16 protein-coding genes are annotated in these 20,970 nt (G+C 44.1%); 12 read left to right on the top strand and 4 right to left on the bottom strand.

Annotated features, from left to right (window positions below; all coding sequences use genetic code 11):
* The first annotated feature begins 24 nt into the window (after window positions 1–24).
* Window positions 25–1,371, top strand: coding sequence for an alanine/glycine:cation symporter family protein (locus B3Q46_RS15215; RefSeq protein WP_004784691.1), 1,347 nt, complete (start codon window positions 25–27; stop codon window positions 1,369–1,371).
* A 72-nt stretch (window positions 1,372–1,443) separates the two neighbouring features.
* On the opposite strand, the gene B3Q46_RS15210 is transcribed toward B3Q46_RS15215, so the two are convergent.
* Entirely contained in the window at window positions 1,444–1,875 is a 432-nt protein-coding gene (locus B3Q46_RS15210; RefSeq protein ID WP_004784695.1) for a hypothetical protein, read from the bottom strand.
* Window positions 1,876–2,063: 188 nt separating this feature from the next.
* Here B3Q46_RS15210 and radA point away from each other — a divergent pair, with 188 nt between their 5' ends.
* The 10 genes from radA (at window position 2,064) to B3Q46_RS15160 (ending at window position 16,220) form a co-directional block, all read left to right on the top strand.
* Window positions 2,064–3,452, top strand: a complete 1,389-nt coding sequence (radA, locus tag B3Q46_RS15205) for a DNA repair protein RadA (RefSeq protein ID WP_004784697.1) — start codon at window positions 2,064–2,066, stop codon at window positions 3,450–3,452.
* A 117-nt stretch (window positions 3,453–3,569) separates the two neighbouring features.
* Window positions 3,570–4,574 (top strand): Tim44 domain-containing protein, encoded by a 1,005-nt coding sequence (locus B3Q46_RS15200; protein ID WP_104425880.1) that lies wholly within the window; start codon window positions 3,570–3,572, stop codon window positions 4,572–4,574.
* 249 nt (window positions 4,575–4,823) lie between these two features.
* Window positions 4,824–5,348 carry a tetratricopeptide repeat protein gene (locus tag B3Q46_RS15195; protein WP_004784704.1) on the top strand — a complete coding sequence of 175 codons (525 nt, stop codon included), beginning with the start codon at window positions 4,824–4,826 and terminating at the stop codon, window positions 5,346–5,348.
* 306 nt (window positions 5,349–5,654) lie between these two features.
* Entirely contained in the window at window positions 5,655–7,037 is a 1,383-nt protein-coding gene (ahcY, locus tag B3Q46_RS15190; protein ID WP_004784706.1) for an adenosylhomocysteinase, read from the top strand.
* Between the two features lie 193 nt (window positions 7,038–7,230).
* Window positions 7,231–8,067: a methylenetetrahydrofolate reductase [NAD(P)H] gene (gene metF, locus B3Q46_RS15185; RefSeq protein ID WP_004784708.1), complete on the top strand. Its 837-nt coding sequence runs from the start codon at window positions 7,231–7,233 to the stop codon at window positions 8,065–8,067.
* A 31-nt stretch (window positions 8,068–8,098) separates the two neighbouring features.
* A complete protein-coding gene (locus tag B3Q46_RS15180) occupies window positions 8,099–8,809 on the top strand; it encodes a 16S rRNA (uracil(1498)-N(3))-methyltransferase (RefSeq protein WP_004784710.1) in 711 nt (236 codons plus the stop codon).
* A gap of 177 nt (window positions 8,810–8,986) precedes the next feature.
* Window positions 8,987–11,863, top strand: coding sequence for a putative bifunctional diguanylate cyclase/phosphodiesterase (locus tag B3Q46_RS15175; protein WP_104425879.1), 2,877 nt, complete (start codon window positions 8,987–8,989; stop codon window positions 11,861–11,863).
* 141 nt (window positions 11,864–12,004) lie between these two features.
* Complete coding sequence (locus B3Q46_RS15170) at window positions 12,005–14,284, top strand: NADP-dependent malic enzyme (protein WP_286716568.1); 2,280 nt, start codon at window positions 12,005–12,007, stop codon at window positions 14,282–14,284.
* Between the two features lie 83 nt (window positions 14,285–14,367).
* On the top strand, window positions 14,368–15,600 hold the full coding sequence (locus B3Q46_RS15165) for a multifunctional CCA addition/repair protein (RefSeq protein WP_004784716.1): 1,233 nt from the start codon (window positions 14,368–14,370) through the stop codon (window positions 15,598–15,600).
* A gap of 161 nt (window positions 15,601–15,761) precedes the next feature.
* Window positions 15,762–16,220, top strand: a complete 459-nt coding sequence (locus B3Q46_RS15160) for a GNAT family N-acetyltransferase (protein ID WP_004784718.1) — start codon at window positions 15,762–15,764, stop codon at window positions 16,218–16,220.
* A 17-nt stretch (window positions 16,221–16,237) separates the two neighbouring features.
* On the opposite strand, the gene epmA is transcribed toward B3Q46_RS15160, so the two are convergent.
* The 3 genes from epmA to B3Q46_RS15145 all read right to left on the bottom strand — a co-directional run bounded on the left by epmA (window position 16,238) and on the right by B3Q46_RS15145 (window position 19,717).
* Entirely contained in the window at window positions 16,238–17,218 is a 981-nt protein-coding gene (gene epmA, locus B3Q46_RS15155; RefSeq protein ID WP_004784720.1) for an EF-P lysine aminoacylase EpmA, read from the bottom strand.
* A complete protein-coding gene (locus B3Q46_RS15150; protein ID WP_004784723.1) occupies window positions 17,215–18,282 on the bottom strand; it encodes a 4-phosphoerythronate dehydrogenase in 1,068 nt (355 codons plus the stop codon). The genes epmA and B3Q46_RS15150 overlap by 4 nt, the downstream gene beginning before the upstream one ends.
* Window positions 18,283–18,493: 211 nt before the next feature.
* On the bottom strand, window positions 18,494–19,717 hold the full coding sequence (locus tag B3Q46_RS15145; RefSeq protein ID WP_004784725.1) for an acyl-CoA dehydrogenase: 1,224 nt from the start codon (window positions 19,715–19,717) through the stop codon (window positions 18,494–18,496).
* Window positions 19,718–19,978: 261 nt separating this feature from the next.
* Between B3Q46_RS15145 and B3Q46_RS15140 the strand changes: the two genes are divergently transcribed.
* Window positions 19,979–20,950, top strand: a complete 972-nt coding sequence (locus tag B3Q46_RS15140) for a LysR substrate-binding domain-containing protein (protein WP_004784727.1) — start codon at window positions 19,979–19,981, stop codon at window positions 20,948–20,950.
* Window positions 20,951–20,970 lie beyond the last annotated feature (20 nt).

The following is a 20,970-nucleotide window of genomic DNA, read 5'->3' as shown; positions in this document are numbered from 1 at the left end:
ACACGGATAAATAAGAAGAAATTTATGCAAAATTTACAAAGCATCATGGAAACCGTCAGTGGCTGGGTCTGGGGCCCTTATATGCTGGTCCTCATTGTCGGGACCGGTATATTCCTGACCTTCCGCCTGCTGTTCTGGCAGTTCCGCATGTTGCCACTGGCCTTTAAACAGGTTTTTGGCAAACACCCTTCGCATGAAGGTGATATTTCCCAGTTTGGCTCACTCATGACCGCACTGTCAGCTACCATCGGTACCGGTAATATTGCCGGTGTGGCAACTGCCTGTGTACTGGGCGGCCCAGGGGCCGTATTCTGGATGTGGATGACTGCCCTGTTCGGAATGGCAACCAAATATGGCGAAGGCGTACTGGCCGTCAAATACAGGGTTAAAAATGAACGCGGTGAAATGTCTGGCGGTCCAATGTATTACATTGAGCGCGGCCTGAAATGGAAATGGCTGGCACTAATCTTTGCATTCTTTGGTGCTGTAGCGTCTTTTGGAATTGGTAGTTCTGTTCAATCTAATACCGTTGCACTTGCGGTAGAAAATGGTTTCGGTCTGGAAACCTGGGTTACAGGTATCGTGATTACTGCGTTTTCTGCACTGGTGATTCTGGGCGGGATTAAGTGGATTTCTAGGGCTGCCTCTTTCATCGTTCCAATTATGGCGATTGGCTATGTAGTGGGCGGTCTGATCATTATTTTCACCCATCTCGATTTAGTGGGCCCTGCACTGAAAATGATTTTCACCTATGCCTTTACTGGTGAAGCTGCTGTAGGTGGTGCAATTGGTGCGGCAATTCGTTATGGTGTCGCGCGTGGTGTCTTCTCGAATGAAGCTGGTATGGGTTCGGCACCGATTGCCGCTGCTGCTGCAAAAACCGATCATCCTGCGCGCCAAGGTCTAGTGTCTATGACCGGAACTTTTATTGACACGATTATTGTCTGTTCGATTACGGGTATTGTCCTGGTGATGGGCTTCATCATGGCCGGCAGTGATTTTGGTGGACAAACCGGTGCTGTTCTGACCGTTTCTACATTTAACAAACTGCTGCCAGGTGTTGGTGGCTGGATCGTGACCTTCGGTATTATCTTCTTCGCCTATTCTACCATTTTAGGCTGGAGCTACTACGGGGAAAAATGTGCAACTTATCTGCTCGGTGAGAAATTTGTATTCCCTTATCGCATCATCTATATCCTGTCAGTATTTATTGGCTGTGTCGCGACACTGGATCTGGTGTGGCTGTTTGCAGATACCTTCAACGGTTTGATGGCAATTCCAAACTTGATCGGCCTGTTACTGCTGTCTGGGGTGATCGTGAAAGAATCCAAAGATTTTATTGCTCGCCGTAAATCAGGTGAACTGTATTAATAAAATTTAAAACCCTTAATAAAAAAGCCACGTTCATCGTGGCTTTTTTATTAGTTAAGTTTGCTAAAAATATCAGTTCAAACGGCCAGAAAATCCATCGTCATCATCATGAGCTTGATTTAGATTTAAGAACTCTTCACGATCGGCTTCAATTTCCAGCGCAGTTTCTAGAGATAATACAAAGAACAGCACTCCCGGAATCCTCATTTCCCCTTCGGCATCTTCCAGATGCTCACTGACCATTTGGTAAATTGGATTAGCTTCATCAAATGGCACATCGATATAAAGATCACCTGAATAACTTTCAATCACACCAGGCTGTTCTATACCCATACAGGGTGCAAAGTTAATTTGGCGTTGCTTCAGCCATTCCACTAGGTTCTGCCGCAAATGATAGGACTCAGCATCTGCATTTTCATGTTCGTAATTTTCAAAATGTACAAATAATACATCACGGTCTTTTTCACGTGCGATTGCATCGATATGTTTTAAAAGTTGTGGCATGTCAGGCTTCCTGTACCCGTGATGAATTTTCTCATTATAGGAGGTATTTCACTTTCATGTAGGATGGTGAATTCATAAGCGTCATATGCTGACGTAAATCACTGACTTTTTCAGCCAAAGGTCTTGGTTTTCAGTCTCATTCACCGCTATGCTGTAGCCCCTATTCCCAATATTTATTTTCGGAAATTATGGCTAAAGCAAAAAGTGTGTATCGTTGTGAACAATGTGGAGCAGACCATCCCAAATGGGCGGGTCAGTGTTCTGAATGTGGGGAATGGAACAGTCTGGTAGAAGTCAGTATTGTGCCAGCAACGACACATCGTGCTCAGCCAAAAATTGGCGGATATGCCGGTCAGGCAGCTGCGATTACCACTTTAAATAAAGTCTCCGTTTCACATGAAACCCGGTTGCAAACAGGGATTGGTGAGTTTGACCGAGTCTTAGGCGGTGGTCTGGTCACAGGTTCTGTGGTGCTGATTGGTGGTGACCCGGGGATTGGTAAGTCAACTATCTTATTGCAAACCGCAACTCACATGGCAGCGGGTAATAGCTCAGCCCTGTATGTCACAGGTGAAGAATCCCTGTCTCAGGTGGCATTACGCGCCCAGCGTCTGGACTTGCCAACCGACCAGCTGAAAGTCATGGCAGAAACCTGTGTGGAACGCATTTGCGAGGTGCTTGCACAGGAACGTCCTGCTGTTGCGATTCTGGACTCGATTCAGACTTTATATACCGAAACCTTGCAGTCTGCGCCAGGTGGAGTCTCACAGATCCGTGAGTCTGCCGCCCTATTGACCCGTTTCGCCAAAAATAGCGGCACTGCCCTGTTTATTGTCGGTCATGTAACTAAAGAAGGTGCCTTAGCAGGTCCACGTGTACTGGAACATATGGTGGACTGTGTGCTGTATTTTGAAGGCCAGTCGGATTCTCGTTATCGCATGATCCGCGCAGTCAAAAACCGTTTCGGTGCAGTCAATGAACTTGGCGTCTTTGGCATGACCGATAAAGGTCTGCGTGAAGTGGCCAATCCATCTGCCATATTCCTCAGTCGTTATGATGAAGCGATTCCAGGTTCCATCGTCATGATTAGCCGCGAAGGGACTCGCCCACTCCTGGTTGAAGTTCAGGCGTTGGTCGATGATGCCCATGGCCAGCCACGCCGTGTAGCCTTGGGTCTAGAACAAAACCGTCTGAATATGCTGCTTGCCGTAATGCACCGTCATGGTGGCGTACAAACTTCTGGTCAGGATGTCTATGTCAATATCGTCGGTGGTTTAAAGATTACTGAAACCGGTTCTGACTTGGCTGTACTTTTAGCCTGTGCATCCAGTATCCGGACCAAAGCCTTGCCTCAGCAACTGGCTGTTTTTGGTGAAGTTGGCCTATCTGGCGAAATTCGTCCGGTACCGAATGGTCAGGAACGTCTGAAAGAAGCCGTCAAACACGGTTTTAAATATATTATTTTGCCGCGTGCCAATGCACCGCAAAAACCGATTCCCGGCGTGCAGGTCATTGCTGTAGCCCGATTGCATGAAGCCCTGAGTGAAGCTATGAGCCTAAGTGACGAACTCAATTAGTTTTAATCGATAAATCTTGCGAAAAGCCTAAAAAAATACACATTTTTGATTGAAATCCCCTATAAAGCCTATATAAATAGAGTATTCAAATAAGTTTTTTTCACATAGGAAAATTGAATGGAAGTTCGACAGCGTGGTTTGATTGCAGGTCTTTTAACAGCAGCATTACTGGTTGCTCCTTTAACTGCTGAAGCAAAGCGTGCCGGTGGCGGTAAAAGCCATGGTATGCAACGTTCTGCTGCGCCTACTCAATCTTATCAACAACCTCGTCAAGCTGCGCCAGCACAACAGGCTCCAGCCGCTGGTGCTGCAACTCAGCAAAGATCTGGCCCAGGCGTAGGTAGTATGGTTGCTGCCGGTGTAGCCGGTGCTGCCGTGGGTGCAGTTGCTGCCAATGCGCTGGCTGATGACAAAGAAGTACAAGCGGCTTCTGAAGCTCAAGCAGCTCAACAGCAACAAGAGGAAAAAGGTGGTATTCCTGGCTGGATCTGGATTTTACTTGCTGCCGCTGTTGCCTTCTTCATTTTCCGTAAGATGGGCGCAAAAAAAAAAGTAGCTTCTAATCCATACGCTCCAAATAGTGGTGCTGGTCATTCAGCACCATTTGGTCAGACACCTCCTCGCGGTGGTGACAATACCAATATTTTTGGCCAGAACGTGGGTGGTAGCACGCCAAGCACAAATGCTCCGTTTGGTTCAGCTCCGGTAAATAACGCGCCATTTGGTGCAGCCTATACCAATAGCGGCAACCAGCTTCCAGATGGTACAGAACCTGCGACTTTCTTACGTGTGGCACGTCAACGTTTCAACCACATTCAGTCAATGAATACGGCGAGCAACATTTCAGAAATTAAACGTTACTTGACCCCTGATCTTTACCAGTCGATGTATAACGACATTATGGCAAATCAGGATCAGGACGTAGCTGAGTTCTCTAACCTGAATGCAATGGTGGTAGATTCATCGAATGAGAATGGTCAATATGTAGTAAGCGTACGCTTCACTGGCACTGTAAGTGAAGACCTGAATAGCCAACCTCAACCGTTTGCTGAAATCTGGCACTTTGTCAAACCTGCCGGTTCTCAGCAAGATTGGATGGTTGCAGGAATCCAGCAAGACTAAGTTTTTATCTCATAAATCGTATATCAACAGCGGCTTTCGGGCCGCTGTTTTGCTTTCTGAAACATTGAAAACTATTTAAATTTATTCTTGTTCTCTTTCTATTTGTTTTATTGTTATTCCTCTAAACAAATAGCTTAGTTTGTGTATTTTAATCGCTATCAGTCGTATTTTATAAAAAAGTCAATTTTCGGATTGGCTTTTTTATTTTGAACCTTTTAATCTAGATACAAAGATATTTGAGATACTGACATGACTGAGCGTGTTTCTCCCCCTGCCACGCTGGCAAACCGCGCACTGGCAGGCAATGCCGAAGCCCAATTTGAGCTTGCCGAACTCTATATGCAAAGCGAGCATGATGATGACATCATGCTGGCCGAAGAGTGGGCATTGAAAGCAGCCAATGGTGGCTGGGTTGAAGCCATGTACTGGCTCGGTGAGGGTTATACGGTTTATGCCAAAGAGATCGCTGAGGAAGACCCTGACGATTCCAAAGCTCACTTTGAGTTAGCCTATTACTGGTTGAGCAAAGCCAATTTCGAGAAACACCCAGCGGCAACTTTAGAACTGGCTGGCTTTTACCGACGTGGTGATGTGGTCGAAAAAGATGTCGAAAAATCCATTGCTCTTGTAAAGCAAGCAGCTGAATGGGGCGAAGTTCAAGCCATGCGTGATCTTGCCTTTATTTATGCCAATGGTCTTGGTGTGGTCGTTGATGACATACAGGCAGATTACTGGACACAAAAAGCAGACAAAGCTGAGCAGGAAATAGAATAAAGAAAAAGCCCATCGGATGATGGGCTTTTTTTACGAGAATAAAACTTTATTTCAGTTTTTAAATACTAGATTATTTTTCAAAATATTTTCAAAATTTTCTTATTAGTCAGATATTAAACAATTTCGGATTGGAACCAAATTAATTTCCAAGTACAATACCCCGCTAGTCGAGGGATGCTGCGACGTTTTACAGGTACGAAATGTAAAAGCGCCAGGCTCGACGATCGGTCCAACTTTTTCTAGACAGACCAACAACGGCATCCGCGAACTGAATGATCAATTATTGTTTTTTATAAGGAGATCGTGATGAACGCGGTTAATGCTTCATTTACAGATTATAAAGTTGCCGATATTTCCCTGGCTGACTACGGCCGTAAAGAAATCAAACTTGCAGAAGCTGAAATGCCAGCCCTAATGGGTCTGCGTAAGCGTTACTCTGCTGCTAAACCACTTGCTGGCGCGAAAATTTTGGGTTGTATCCACATGACAATCCAAACAGCTGTTCTTATCGAAACTTTGGTAGAACTGGGCGCTGAAGTTCGTTGGACATCTTGTAACATCTTCTCAACTCAAGACCACGCTGCTGCTGCGATTGCTGCGTCTGGTGTTCCAGTATTTGCTTGGAAAGGCGAAACTGAAGAAGAATACATGTGGTGTCTTGAACAACAAATCAATGTAAACGGCACACCTTGGGATGCCAACATGATTCTGGATGATGGCGGTGACTTAACTGCACTTGTTCATGAAAAATACCCAGAAGTTCTTGCAAAAATTCACGGGATTACTGAAGAAACCACTACAGGTGTAGCACGTCTTCTGGAAATGTGGAAAGACGGCTCTCTGAAAGTTCCTGCGATCAACGTCAACGATTCAGTAACCAAGTCTAAAAACGACAATAAATACGGTTGCCGTCACTCTCTAAATGATGCGATCAAACGTGCAACTGACATGCTGCTTTCTGGCCGTCGTGCATTAGTGATCGGCTATGGTGACGTAGGTAAAGGTTCTGCTCAGTCTCTTCGTCAAGAAGGCATGATCGTACGTGTTTCTGAAATCGATCCAATCTGTGCGATGCAAGCATGCATGGACGGTTACGAAGTGGTTTCTCCGTACAAAAACGGCGTTCAAACAGGCAAAAAAGAAGATGTAAATATTGATCTTCTTCAAAATACCGACCTGATCGTGACTACAACTGGTAACTACCATGTATGTGACGCTGCAATGTTAGATACACTGAAAGCTGGCGCAGTGGTTTGTAACATTGGTCACTTCGATACTGAAATCGATACCAACTACCTACGTGGTTACAAATGGGTTGAAGTGAAACCTCAAGTACACCAAGTGTATCGTTCAGATAATGAAAATGATTACCTGATCCTGCTTTCTGAAGGTCGTCTGGTGAACCTGGGTAACGCAACTGGTCACCCATCACGTGTGATGGACGGTTCTTTTGCAAACCAGGTTCTAGGTCAAATGCACCTGTTCGCTGAAAAATTTGCGGATCTTCCAGAAGACCAAAAACAAGCAGCGATTCGTGTAGAACTACTTCCTAAGAAATTAGACGAAGAAGTTGCTGCTGCAATGGTTGCCGGTTTTGGTGGTGTTCTGACTCAATTGACTCCAGAACAAGCAGACTACCTAGGCGTACCTGTTGAAGGTCCATTCAAGTCTGATGCTTATAAATATTAATACCCCTCACCCCATCCCTCTCCCTTAGGGAGAGGGTAACCATCCAAATTATTTTCAATGAAGTTTTAATGACTTCAAGTGAAAAAAATATGGGCTTAAACCCTGCATAATTCAGTAATGAATTCTCCTCTCCCTTTGGGAGAGGTCAGGGAGAGGGTGATAAGTAAAAGGTATTTATAAAAAGGATTTGAACATGTCTAAACAGATTCCAATTTCTTTTGAGTTTTTCCCGACCAAAACTGATGCGGGTGCAGAAAAACTTAAAACCGTACATCAAGAACTACAACTGCTGAATCCAGAATTCTTTTCTGTGACGTATGGCGCGGGTGGTTCAACACGCGAACGCACTTTATCTACGATCAATGATTTTAACGGTAAAGGCACACCTGTTGCCCCTCACCTGTCTTGTATCGGCGATGATAAAGCGCGTATTGCTGAATTGCTTGATTTGTATAAATCTCAAGGGATTGATCGTATTGTCGCGCTGCGTGGTGACTTGCCATCTGGTCAGGTGGGCCTAGGTGAATTGCCTTATGCACAGGATCTGGTTCGCTTTATCCGTGAACATTCTGGTGACCATTTTCATATTGAAGTTGCGGCTTATCCTGAAATGCATCCACAAGCAGACAGCTTTGATAAAGACATTCAGCACTTTGTGGATAAAGTAAATGCTGGCGCTAATGCTGCATTGACCCAGTTCTTCTTTAATCCAGATGCATACTTCTACTTTGTAGACCGTATCCAGAAAGCTGGAATCGATATTCCTGTTGCGCCGGGTATTATGCCGATTACCAATGCCAGTAACCTGATTCGCTTCGCAGATGGTACAGGCGCAGAAATTCCACGCTGGATTCGCAAGCAACTGGCAACTTATGGGGATGACACTGCAAGCATTAAAGCCTTTGGTCATGAAGTCGTGGTGAAATTCTGCGAACGCCTAATTGCTGGCGGTGCACCAAGCTTGCACTTCTATACCATGAATACCACTGATCCAACCCGTCAACTTGTTAAAGACCTCGGTCTTGCATAAGTAAAATACCTGATTTGAGAGTAAAACTTTAATGCCGCGTTTTTTTATTGAAGCTGATTTAGCAGTAGATACCACTGTAGAACTGACTGAAACAGTGTTTCATCATTGGGTTAAAGTTTTACGTGCTCAAGTCAGCGAAAAAGCCACCCTGTTTAATGGACAAGGTGGTGAATATGAAGTTGAACTGGTTGAAGTTTCCAAAAAGTCGGCTGCTGTACAGGTCAATAGCTATAACCCTACTGATCGCACACCAAAATTTCAAGCCTTGCTTGGTCAGGTCATGAGTAAAGGTGACCGCATGGATTATGCGATCCAGAAAGCGGTCGAACTGGGTGTATCTGAAATTCAGCTTTTAACCTCTGAACGCTGTGAGATGCGACTGAAATACGATCGTGATCAAAAGAAACTGGATCACTGGCAAGGTGTAGCCATTGCCGCCTGTGAACAGTGTGGTCTGAATATTGTTCCTAAAATTTTAGCGCCAATGTCACTTGAAAAATGGCTGGAAACCGATCTTCCTACTACCAAACTAGTCCTAGCACCAAACAAAGAAGAAATTGATGTTCTGGCGAATGCCACACCAGATATTGCTTTGCTAATTGGCCCTGAAGGCGGCTTGAGTGAAGTAGAAATCCTAGCGGCGAATGCTCAAGGCTTTGTCAATTGGTGTATTGGTGAGCGTGTCCTGCGTACCGAAACTGCTCCTGTCGTTGCTCTCTCAATTTTGAATTACACTATTTAAGCGATCAAAATTGTAAAATTTGGTTATTAATTTTATTGATTTTTATTTATAAGCACTCTACTCTTGAGTCAATAATAATGAAACACATATTGATTGATTTAAGAATCATTCAGGCTTGAATAAAAATTAAAATCTAGGATAAAAACCGTTCAGGACGAATACAAGGCACTTAATTATATGATTGATAATCAAGAGGCTTATATCAAAGAGCACTTGCATCGTGCTCAGATTGCGAACACGCTTCGACATAGCCGATATTTTCTGTTAAGTATCATGATTATTTGCCTCTATATTTTCTGTGTTTATCACATTCAATATAGCTCATCGAATAGTTACTTTAATCTCTGGTTTATCCTGACTGAAATTACCGTTAGTATGTGCTGGCTCATCAATACTCTGTATTTTAAGCCTGAACAATATCAACTGAAAAATGCACATTACTGGTTACAGATTCAAAGCCTTGCGGTAGGTTGCTGTATCGCTTCCGGTATTTCTCTGATTTATTATTACCTACCACAGGCCAATATCAATTTTGATGAAATAGAAGCACTCACCCTTTCGGCTTTGCTATTAATCGTGACTCAAGCTTTTGGTCTGACTTATTTAACCCAGAAGCTCAGTTACTTTTCACTGGTATTTTTACCTTCATTGGTACCCTTTTTACTCTTTCAGTTTTTTCATATCTCGGGTGCCAATCCGGTCTTTGGCCTGGCACTAAATTTTGCAGTCATTGTGATCCTGCTCTGTGCCAATAGTACCTATCGTATTCATACCCGTACTTCCCGCCTTTATGCAGAAAATGAATTGCTGGTGAGTAATGCCGAACAGCAGGTCGCCTGGACTGATGAGCTATGCAAACAGCTACAAACTGAAGTCAATAAATCCAAAGATATTAAACTGGAGCTACAACTCAGCAACCAGCTACTGGAACAGAAAGTTCGTGAACGTACCTATGATATTGAACAGATTAATATTGATCTGAAAAACCAGCAGCAAAACCTTGAACTGACTCATGAAATCGCCGGTATCCGTCCATGGGACTGGAATATCAAAGACCGCAGTATTTTGCTGACCAATCATAAAGATGAGAAAGTACAACGGAAATCCAGCGAACATCATTTACAGTTACAGCATATGATTCATCCTGATGATCTGGCTGCGTTCAAAAGCAATATGAAACAGCATTTGCGTGGGAAAACTGAGCGCTATGAAGTAACTTACCGGATTCAGCAAGCACCGGGAGTCTGGAGCTGGGTACATGATGTAGGCCGGGTGATCAGTCGCGATCCTGAAACTCACCGCCCTTTACGCATGGTCGGAATTTTGCGTGATATTCAGCAGGAACGTAGCTCTCAAGAACGCTTGAAACTGGCAGCCAGTGTGATCGAGCAGGCGGCTGAAGGAATCTTCATTTTAAATGATGAATTACGTTATATCGAAGTGAATCCTTATTTCGAGAATTTGTCCGGTTTTGAACGTAATGACATCTTGGGTAAATATCTGTTTGATATCACTGCAAGTCATAAGTCACAGCAGCGCACTATTCATTCCAACATCATCAAGCAAGTCGTGAAAATCGGATCCTTTGATGGCGAACTGAGTGAAAAATTCCTGTCCAGCAAAGAAATGCCACTCTGGTTGCATATCAATGCGATTACTGATGATGAAGGTCGTATCACCCACTATATCGGCATTGTTTCTGATCTGACTGAGCGTAAATTACAGGAACAGCGCCTGTCTTATCTGGAAAATTATGACACGCTGACTGATTTGCCAAACCGTTTTTACTATAACTACCAGCTGCATCAGTATCTGATGACGCAAAAAGATTCCATCAAGAAAATGGCTGTGATTCGACTCAATATCGACCGTTTCCGTCCATTGAATGAATACCTGTCTAATAATGGCGGTGATGAGCTGTTGCGTCAGGTGGCACAACGCTTACGTCTGACCAATGCTGAAGCCCTGTTTGTGGCCCACCTAAATGGCGATGACTTTGCAATTTTGTATGAAATCTCGCATATTCGCCCGTCTGTACAAGAACACTGTCAACGAGTTGCTGAAGCCTTCCAGGCTCCTTTCCATATTTTTGGACAAGATTATGTGATTACCCTATCGATGGGCGTGGCTTTCTATCCGGATCATGGCCGTCAGTTAGATTATTTGAATAACTGTGCTGAACAGGCGCTGAGTGAAGCCAAAAATCTCGGTGGTAATACAATCCATTTCTACTCCAATGAAAATACGGCCTTACTGGAACAGGGAATTTTCATTGAACGCGATCTGCGTAAAGCCATCCAGAATGGTGAACTAGTAGTCTACTATCAACCAAAAATTAATTTCAATGACCAGCACATTTATGGCTTTGAAGCTTTAGTGCGCTGGAAACATCCAGAGAAAGGTATTATCCCACCTGACCTGTTTATTCCTTTAGCCGAACAGACCAGCCTGATTTCCGAGATCGGCCGTCTGGTGATTCAGCAAACTGCTAGACAGATTCGTGAATGGAATGACCTTGGCTTTCATAATATCTGTGTCTCTGTGAATATCGTGGCACAGCAACTGCGTCGTGGTCAGTTACTCGATGATCTGGATCAGGCCATTACCGAAAACCAGATTTCTGGCACCAGTCTGGAACTGGAAATTACTGAATCTTCACTGATTGAAAACTCTGAATCTGTCAAAAATCTGCTGAACCAGATCAAACAGCGCCAGATTAATATCTCGCTGGATGACTTCGGAACCGGTTATTCTTCTTTATCCTATCTTGCCGATTTTCCTATTGACATTCTCAAAATTGACCGCAGTTTTGTCTCTAAAATTGGTGAACATAAACAGGAAGCGATTGTCAGTGCCATGGTCGCGATGGGTAAAGCCATGGGTATGACTGTCGTCGCTGAAGGTATTGAAACTGAAGAACAGCTGCAATATCTACGTGATTTAGATTGTGATATTGCCCAAGGCTACTTCTTCTCCAAGCCATTGCCTGAACTGGAAGCAACTGCATATTTAGAACAGAATCGCATCGCTGAAACTTATATATATCAAGTCTAAGTCTATATCTACCTCGAATAAGATTGTCGCAAAAATAGTCGACTTTGACTGGGCTAAGTGCTTAACAAATGTTATATTCAGAGCCATAAATGCAATTTTTTACCCGCTTTCTGGGTAATCTTTACAACGATAGAGATACAGATGGACGAACAATCTTTAAAGCAGCAGGCTCTTTACTATCACGAATTCCCTACTCCAGGAAAAATCAGCGTTACACCAAGCAAACAATTGGTCAACCAACGTGACTTAGCCCTTGCTTACTCGCCTGGCGTTGCCGCACCATGTCTTGAGATTGAACGTGATCCTTCAACAGCTGCACTGTATACCGCACGCGGTAACCTGGTTGCAGTGGTCAGTAACGGTACAGCAGTTCTTGGTTTGGGTAATATTGGCCCACTGGCGTCTAAACCAGTCATGGAAGGTAAAGGCGTACTGTTCAAAAAATTTGCGGGTGTTGATGTATTCGATATCGAAATTGCTGAAAATGATCCCGACAAGATTGTTGATATTGTCGCTTCTCTAGAACCCACTTTTGGCGGGATCAACCTGGAAGATATCAAGGCTCCAGAATGTTTCTATATTGAACAGAAACTTCGTGAACGCATGAAAATTCCTGTGTTCCACGATGACCAGCATGGTACTTCAATCATTGTAGGTTCTGCTCTTCTTAATGCTTTGCAATTAAACGGCAAAAAAATTGATGAAATCAAGATCATTGCTTCAGGTGCCGGCGCTGCTGCCCTGTCTTGCTTGAACTTGCTTTGTGCCCTTGGCGCGAAAAAAGAAAATATCATCGTTGCTGACTCACGTGGTTTATTAACAACTAAACGTGAAGGTCTGGACGAATCTAAAAGAGCATATGTACAAGATATTGACGCCTCTCAGATCGGTGACGTGATTGCAGGTGCAGACATGTTCCTGGGTCTTTCAGCAGCCGGTATTCTCACCAAAGAAATGGTGAAATTGATGGCCAAAGATCCAATTATCTTTGCCTTGGCGAACCCAGATCCAGAAATTCTGCCTGAACATGCACACGAAGTTCGTGATGACGTGATCATGGCAACTGGCCGTTCTGACTATCCAAACCAGGTAAACAATGCACTGTGCTTCCCTTATATCTTCCGTGGTGCATTAGACGTTGGTGCAACCACCATTAATGAAGAGATGAAAATTGCCTGCGTACACGCGATTGCACGTATGGCACACGTAGAAGCAGATGCTGCATCTTATGGTGAAAAATCAGCTTCTTTCGGCCGTGATTACTTGATTCCTGGTCCACTGGATCAACGTCTGATTCTGGAAATTGCGCCTGCAGTTGCACAAGCTGCAATGGATTCTGGCGTAGCGACTCGTCCGATTCAAGATTTTTCGGCATATCGTCAACGTCTGTCTGAGTTTGTTTACAACTCAGCCTTCATGATGAAACCAATCTTTGCACAAGCTAAAACAGATCCTAAACGTATCGCTTATGCAGAAGGTGAAGACCTGCGCGTACTTCGTGCTGCACAAATTGCAGTGGATGAAGGCTTGGCAAAACCGATTCTGGTGGGCCGTCCAGCAGTCATCGAAGCGAATATCAAGAAATTGGGCTTACGTCTTGAAGATGGTGTCAACATCACCATCGTGGATCAGGAAAAGAACCCGGATTACGAAAAATTTGCAGACGACTATTATAACCTGATGCAACGTAAAGGTGTAACGCCTGAATATGCACACCGTGAAGCGCGTCGCCGTTCTACCCTGATCGCTGCGATGCTGGTACGTCATGGCATGGCGGACGGTATGTTATGTGGTACGTACTCAAGCTACGACATCCATCTGGACTTTGTCAGCAATGTCATCGGCAAACAGGATGGCCATAATACCTTCTTCACCTTAAACGCATTAATGCTTGAAGAGCGTAACCTGTTCATCGCAGATACCTACATCAACCGTAATCCAACGGCTGAACAGCTTGCTGAGATGACGATTCTGGCTGCTGAAGAAGTACGTCGTTTCGGTATTACACCACGTGTTGCCCTACTTTCTCACTCTAGCTTCGGTTCAGACCAGCACGATGCCAGCGCACAAAAAATGCGCCGTGTATATGAAATCCTTTCTGAAACTGCACCTGAGCTTGAAGTTGAAGGTGAAATACATGGTGATGCAGCATTAGACGAAAATATCCGTCAGTTTGCATTCCCGAACTCTCGCTTCAAAGGTTCTGCAAACTTACTGATCATGCCAAATCTGGATGCAGCCAATATTTCGTTTAACCTGTTAAAAGCAACTTCAGGTAACAACGTGACCATTGGTCCTATCCTGCTTGGTGCTGCGAAACCTGTTCATATCTTGACACCAACTGCAACGACTCGTCGCGTAGTGAATATGACTGCGTTAACTGTCGCTGAAATTCAGGAAGCAGAAAAAAACGCGCTCTAAGGAATGTACGCATTAGCGTAACTTCTTGACTTGAGAAAACCTCTATTCTGTAGCATGATGCTTGTAAGAATAGAGGTTTTTTCATGCAAGTTTATTTAGTAGGCGGTGCAGTTCGGGATCATTTACTTGGACACCCCTATCACGAAAAAGATTATGTGGTTGTCGGCGCGACGCCGGAACAATTGCTTGCTGAAGGTTTTCAACCTGTTGGCAAGGACTTTCCTGTTTTTCTTCACCCTGAAACCAAAGACGAATATGCTCTGGCACGTACCGAACGCAAGTCTGGCTATGGTTATCATGGTTTCGAATTTTATACCGATATTAATGTTACCTTGGAAGAGGATCTGATCCGCCGTGACTTGACCATCAATGCCATGGCCATGGATGATTCAGGCAAGATTTATGATCCTTATGGCGGTCAAAAAGATCTGGCTGATCGTGTACTGCGTCATGTATCAGAAGCTTTTGTCGAAGATCCTTTACGTGTTTTAAGGATTGCCCGCTTTGCTGCGCGTTATCAACATCAGGGTTTTAGCATTGCAGAAGAAACGTTGGTGCTGATGAAGCAGCTGGCGGAATCGGGCGAGCTTAATGCATTGACACCTGAGCGGGTCTGGAAAGAAACCACACGCGCACTAATGGAACAAGATGCAGATGTGTATTTTGAAGTATTACGTAGTTGTGGTGCTTTAAAAGTACTGTTCCCGGAACTGGATGCCTTATATGGCATTCCGCAACGTCCTGAATATCATCCGGAAATTGACTGTGGTATTCATACCATGATGTCTTTACAGCAAGCCTGTCGCCAAAATTATAGTCTGGATGTGCGTTTTGCGGTTCTGGTTCATGACCTGGGTAAGGCATTAACCCCTGTGGAAGAATTGCCACGCCATATCATGCATGAAGAACGTGGGATTAAACCGGTAAATGAGCTGTGTGAACGTTTAAGAGTTCCGACTCATACCAAACAACTGGCATTGGCAGTTTGTAAGGAACACTTAAAATGCCATCAGGCTTTTAACTTAAAACCTGGCACTTTATGGCGTTTATTACAGCGTCTAGATGTATTGCGTCGTCCTGAACGTGTTGAAGCTTTTGTACAGGCCTGTGAATGTGACTCTCGCGGCCGCTTAGGGTTGGAAAATCGTGCTTATCCTCAGGCTCAATATGTGCTGGATGCCATGCAGGTGGTTCGCAGTATTAAAGCTCAAGATTTGCCACCAGAAATTCAAGGTCCGGATATTGGTGAGATGCTAATTGAACGACGGATTGCCGCTCTGGCAGAACTGAAAGAACAGCATAGTGCCATACTTTAAACATCAGGCTCCTTCGGGAGCCTTTTAATATCTTAAATCTTACTCATCTCGATTTTCTATATAAATAGCAATAATTCTTTGAAGCTATCGTGTAATTTCAACACTTAAGCAAAGTAAATATTGATTATGATTGATATTATTTTTAGCTAAGACCATGTCCAATGACTTATCTCATCCGTCAACTGGATCTTGAAAGAGACCTGCATGATGTTCATCAACTCACGATTCAGCTTGGCTATCCCTCTACGCTGGAAAATATCAAACAGCGTTGGGAGCATCTCCATCAAGACAGTCATTATCAGACACTGGTTATAGAACAGAATTCACATGTGATCGGCTATGCCGATTTTATTCAGGAATACACTTGGGAATTTGACGGTGGATATTTAAGGATTCAGGCTTTTGTAATTGATCAGGCCCATCGTGGAAAAGGTATTGGCAAGCAACTGATGGCTGCTATTGAACAGATTGCAAAAGAGCAAGGCTTCAAGATGATTCAGCTCAACAGCGGAAAACGCGAAGAACGCCATCCTGCGCATGCCTTTTATCAAGGACTGGGCTTTGACAGTTATAGTATTGGATTTCGTAAGCATCTGGATCAGCCAGTCATGACCAGCTGATCAATCGTGGATTTAATTTATGAAATTTCAGCAGGGAAAGTAATCACTTTTTCCAATTTCATCTGATTGGTTGCAATCATCAGCAAGCGATCAAGACCTAGGGCAATACCTGAACATTCCGGCATTTGTGGCAATGCCGCCAGCAAATACTCATCAATCGGCATGACATGCAAGCCAAGCGCTGCCCGTTCTGCATTATCTGCTTCAAAGCGGGAACGTAAAACTTCAGCATCAATCAGCTCATCATAAGCATTGGCCAGTTCCAGCCCTTCGATATACAGCTCAAAACGGGCTGCAACCAGCTCCCCATCTTCATCGATTCTGGTTTTAGCCAATGATGCCAGTTCCGGTGGAAAATCTGTCAGAAATACAGCCGTATCGAACCCCAGGCTTGGCTCGACCATATGTGAGAATAAAAGGTCGATATATCCTAAACGGTCATCACCCAAGTCCAGATTGAGACCTACCCGGCGACAACAATCTTTGAGTTGCTGCAAAGTGGCCTGTAAAGGATTGAGATCCAAGCGATCCATAAAGGCATGTTTATAGCTAAGGACAGTGGGACGGATTTCCCCAAAACGGGCCTTAAGCGTCACATTTAACAGATCTGTCACTTCAAACATCAGATCTTTCAGACTAAAGCCCGGTCGATACCATTCCAGCATACTGAATTCACTGTTATGCTTGCGGCCGTGTTCATCATCCCGAAACACTTTACAGATCTGGTAAATTGGTCCACTACCACTGGCCAATAAACGTTTCATGGCAAATTCAGGCGACGTCTGTAGATAATGTGTGCTGAGCTTACCCATGACATGACGCTGGGCCTGAATCGAAGCCAGATGCACATCGGTCACACCAGCTTGAGATAAAATCGGGGTTTCCACTTCCAGCACGTCACGTTCAGCAAAAAACTGACGAAGCTGGGCATACATGTTGGCACGTGCTTTAATGGCTTTTAAGTCGCAGGTCGGTTGATAAGATACTGTTTGCCTCATGCCTTTGGCCCTCCATGAGCGGCCCATTCACGTCGTAGTGGATACGTTTTACGTAAATAATCAAATGCTTTCTGATCGACTTTACCATCTTTTAAACATGCACGCAGATTGGCATCATCACGGGCGATATCATAGATCTGGGTTAAATGCTGTTGTAGCGCCAGTTTTAAATCCTGATTCTGGAAAAACTGTTCACAGACAGGCAATTGGCTTTCAAACTGCTTATTAATCTCAAAACCAAAAGTCTGGCAAAATGCCTCGTAAATCATTTGAGTACCGCGTGCCTTACCTTCCAGACTATAACCTGCAATATGCGGCGTCACCAAGGTAATCAGATTCAGCAGCTGTTCAGAAATTTCCGGTTCATGCTCAAAGACATCAAGTACAACCTGACGTTGAGTTGTCTGAATATCAGCAATTAATGCCGCTTCTTCAACAACTGGCCCACGCGCTGAATTAATTAAAATGGCTTCTGGCTTCATTTGTCCAAGAGCATTAGCATTAATTAAATGATAAGTCGGATGCTGACCTGTTTTGGTTAAAGGCACATGAATGGAAATGGCATCTGCTGCTTTTAGCAATTCTTCAAATTCAACCTGATGAACCTGATCACGCTGCACAAAGGGATCGTAGGCAATCACATTCCAACCCAGCAATTTGGCCATTGTTGCCAAACGTGAACCGACATTTCCTAGACCCACAATACCCAAGGTGAATTCTTTATTTGCATTGATCAATTGGAGTTGTAAATGCAATAAAGCCGTAATCACATATTCAGCCACCGCCTGTGCATTACAACCGGGTGCATTGCTCCAGCGAATGTTCTGTTGTTCTAGTGCAGCAATGTCCAGATGATCTGTACCAATAGTGGCACTGCCAACAAATTTAATCTGACTGTCCTGTACGAGTGCTGCATTGACTTTGGTCACGGAACGAACCAATAAAGCCTCGGCATCTTTTACATCTTCCGCAGTGAGAGTTCTTCCTGCACGATGCTGAATATCGCCAAATTCTGCAAAGAAATAATCGGTAAATGCCAGATTTTCATCTGCGACAATTTTCATAATCTGTTCCAATGACTGAATCTGTCTATCATACCGCGTCAACCAGGATGTGACTATTTTCACTCAAGCTTTAGATGAATTCTTGCAAACATAGAGATATAAAAAATGCCAAAGTCAAACATCACTTCGGCAAAGGAGTGTAATTGGAGTAAGAAAATGACGCAGGGTTAGGCTATTGAAAGCCATACCCTGCACTAAAAAGTTTCCTCTTTTAATGGGAGAATGCAGCAATACCCGTTTGCGCACGACCTAGAATCAAGGCGTGTACATCATGGGTACCTTCATAAGTATTGACCACTTCCAGGTTTACCAGATGACGAGCTACACCGAATTCATCAGAGATCCCGTTACCGCCCATCATGTCACGCGCTAAACGGGCAATGTCTAAAGCTTTACCACAGTTATTACGTTTGATCAGTGAAGTACCCTCGACTGAAGCAATACCTTCATCTTTCATGCGACCAAAACGTAATGCCACTTGCAGACCCAGCGCAATTTCAGTTTGCATGTCTGCCAGTTTTTTCTGAATTAACTGATTGGCAGCCAATGGACGACCAAACTGTTTACGGTCCATGGTGTACTGATGAGCCGTGTGCCAGCAAAATTCAGCTGCACCCATCGCACCCCAGGCAATACCATAACGCGCACTGTTCAGACAGGTAAATGGACCTTTTAGACCACGAATTTCGGGGAATGCGTTTTCTTCTGGAACGAAAACATTGTCCATCACGATTTCACCGGTGATCGAAGCACATAAGCCAACTTTACCGTGAATCGCTGGTGCAGAAAGCCCTTCCCAGCCTTTTTCTAAAATAAAGCCGCGAATATCACCGACATTGCCTTCAGGAGACACTTCTTTTGCCCAAACCACAAAGACATCAGCAATCGGACTGTTGGTAATCCACATTTTGGCGCCCGTCAGACGGTAACCACCATCCACCTTTTTCGCACGGGTAATCATGCTGCCCGGATCTGAACCATGATCTGGTTCAGTCAGACCGAAACAGCCGATATATTCACCGGTCGCCAGTTTTGGCAAATATTTCTGTTTCTGTTCTTCAGAACCAAATTCATTGATTGGCACCATCACAAGAGAACTTTGCACACTGGCCATTGAACGGTAACCGGAATCCACACGTTCTACTTCACGTGCAATCAGACCATAGCTGACATAGTTTAAACCTGCACCACCGTATTGTTCTGGGATGGTTGGACCCAGCAGACCTAGCTCACCCATTTCACGGAAAATGGTGGGATCGGTTTTTTCATGACGGAACTGTTCTAATACACGTGGCATTAGCTTGCCCTGACAGTATGCATGTGCGCTGTCACGGATCATGCGTTCTTCTTCGGTCAGTTGCTGCTCCAGTAAGAATGGATCCTGCCAGTTAAAATAGACTTTGCTGGTTTTTTTCGTATCGACCATTTGATTCATAGTATTCCCTGCCAATCCTTCATCTATCTATTAGATGATGTTGTTTTATCCTTCAGATTGACTCTAGGCATGAATCATGACTTGTTCAAACAATAAATTTGCATGCAGCTATGCAATTTACGCATACCTTATATAAGTTGCTATTTCTAGAAATTATTTGTTTAGCCAATTTGCCTGTTTTTTATACCAAAGTCGTATAGTAGTATAAGAGTGATATACCATTTATTGATATCTGACCATTTTAAGTTCAAGGATGAACAGGTGCGTAGAAAAATACCCTCCCTGCAAGCGCTGATCTGTTTCGAATCTGCTGCACGTCATGCCAGTTATACCTATGCTGCGCAGGAACTGTTTTTAACCCAAAGTGCAGTTTCACGTCAGATCCAGCAACTGGAAGAGTATTTAGGTACAGCTTTATTTACTCGTACGCGGCATGGTGTAGAACTCAATCATGCTGGACAACAATATTTAAAGAGTATCACTCCGCATCTCAAAGGACTGGAACAGTCAACACTAGACGTCATTACGCATCAAGGCCGCGGCGGTACTTTAAAACTGGGCGTAGTGCCTACGTTTGCGACTCGCTGGCTATTACCTAAACTCCAGAGCTTTAATCGACTGTATCCTGAAATTACGGTACATCTAGAAACCAGCACCCGCCCTTTTCTGTTTCAGGAACAGATTTTCGATGCTGCCATTTATGCAGGAACTCCTCAACAGGTTGAACAATGGCCTGGTACGCATAGCCATTTTCTAATGCATGAAGATGTAGTTGCTGTCTGTGCGCCTGATCTGATTCAACAGTATTTTCCCGATGCACAGAAGATTAATGACTACAGCTATGACTTAAGTGCTGAACAACTGGTTCAACTCCCTTTATTACAGCAAACTACCCGGCCGAACATCTGGGAAGACTGGTTCAAGCTGCATCAGATCCAGCATCCGAATCCTTTTCAGGGGCAACGACATGAACTTTTTTCCATGCTCGCTGTAGTGGCTAGTCATGGCATAGGAATGGCCTTGATCCCACAAATGCTGATTGAAAAAGAATTAAAGCGACAGGAATTGGTACTGGTGTCCAGCAAGACCTTAGAAAGGAAACGAGGCTATTATCTGGTTCATTCCAGTCAGGAAAGCTCACCGCTGATTGAAAAATTTGTTGACTGGATACAACAGGAAATTCAAGGCAGCCTTCCATCTGAGTCTGAGCTATCCCCCATGAATAGACAATAAAAAACCCCGATCAATGATCG

The organism is Acinetobacter sp. UBA2581 (genome assembly GCF_002339435.1).
In the GTDB taxonomy this organism is placed as follows: domain Bacteria; phylum Pseudomonadota; class Gammaproteobacteria; order Pseudomonadales; family Moraxellaceae; genus Acinetobacter; species Acinetobacter variabilis.
Note: the sequence above shows the minus strand (reverse complement) of the source record. Positions and strands in the feature narration are given on the sequence as shown.

Excerpts from the sequence above, each read along its gene's own strand:
- B3Q46_RS15170 (WP_286716568.1), top strand. The coding sequence starts at position 12,005 with ATGGACGAACAATCTTTAAAGCAGCAGGCTCTTTACTATCACGAATTC.
- metF (WP_004784708.1), top strand. The coding sequence starts at position 7,231 with ATGTCTAAACAGATTCCAATTTCTTTTGAGTTTTTCCCGACCAAAACT.
- epmA (WP_004784720.1), bottom strand. The coding sequence starts at position 17,218 with ATGAGGCAAACAGTATCTTATCAACCGACCTGCGACTTAAAAGCCATT.
- B3Q46_RS15215 (WP_004784691.1), top strand. The coding sequence starts at position 25 with ATGCAAAATTTACAAAGCATCATGGAAACCGTCAGTGGCTGGGTCTGG.
- B3Q46_RS15145 (WP_004784725.1), bottom strand. The coding sequence starts at position 19,717 with ATGAATCAAATGGTCGATACGAAAAAAACCAGCAAAGTCTATTTTAAC.
- B3Q46_RS15180 (WP_004784710.1), top strand. The coding sequence starts at position 8,099 with ATGCCGCGTTTTTTTATTGAAGCTGATTTAGCAGTAGATACCACTGTA.
- radA (WP_004784697.1), top strand. The coding sequence starts at position 2,064 with ATGGCTAAAGCAAAAAGTGTGTATCGTTGTGAACAATGTGGAGCAGAC.
- B3Q46_RS15195 (WP_004784704.1), top strand. The coding sequence starts at position 4,824 with ATGACTGAGCGTGTTTCTCCCCCTGCCACGCTGGCAAACCGCGCACTG.
- ahcY (WP_004784706.1), top strand. The coding sequence starts at position 5,655 with ATGAACGCGGTTAATGCTTCATTTACAGATTATAAAGTTGCCGATATT.
- B3Q46_RS15200 (WP_104425880.1), top strand. The coding sequence starts at position 3,570 with ATGGAAGTTCGACAGCGTGGTTTGATTGCAGGTCTTTTAACAGCAGCA.
- B3Q46_RS15165 (WP_004784716.1), top strand. The coding sequence starts at position 14,368 with ATGCAAGTTTATTTAGTAGGCGGTGCAGTTCGGGATCATTTACTTGGA.
- B3Q46_RS15175 (WP_104425879.1), top strand. The coding sequence starts at position 8,987 with ATGATTGATAATCAAGAGGCTTATATCAAAGAGCACTTGCATCGTGCT.
- B3Q46_RS15150 (WP_004784723.1), bottom strand. The coding sequence starts at position 18,282 with ATGAAAATTGTCGCAGATGAAAATCTGGCATTTACCGATTATTTCTTT.
- B3Q46_RS15160 (WP_004784718.1), top strand. The coding sequence starts at position 15,762 with ATGACTTATCTCATCCGTCAACTGGATCTTGAAAGAGACCTGCATGAT.
- B3Q46_RS15210 (WP_004784695.1), bottom strand. The coding sequence starts at position 1,875 with ATGCCACAACTTTTAAAACATATCGATGCAATCGCACGTGAAAAAGAC.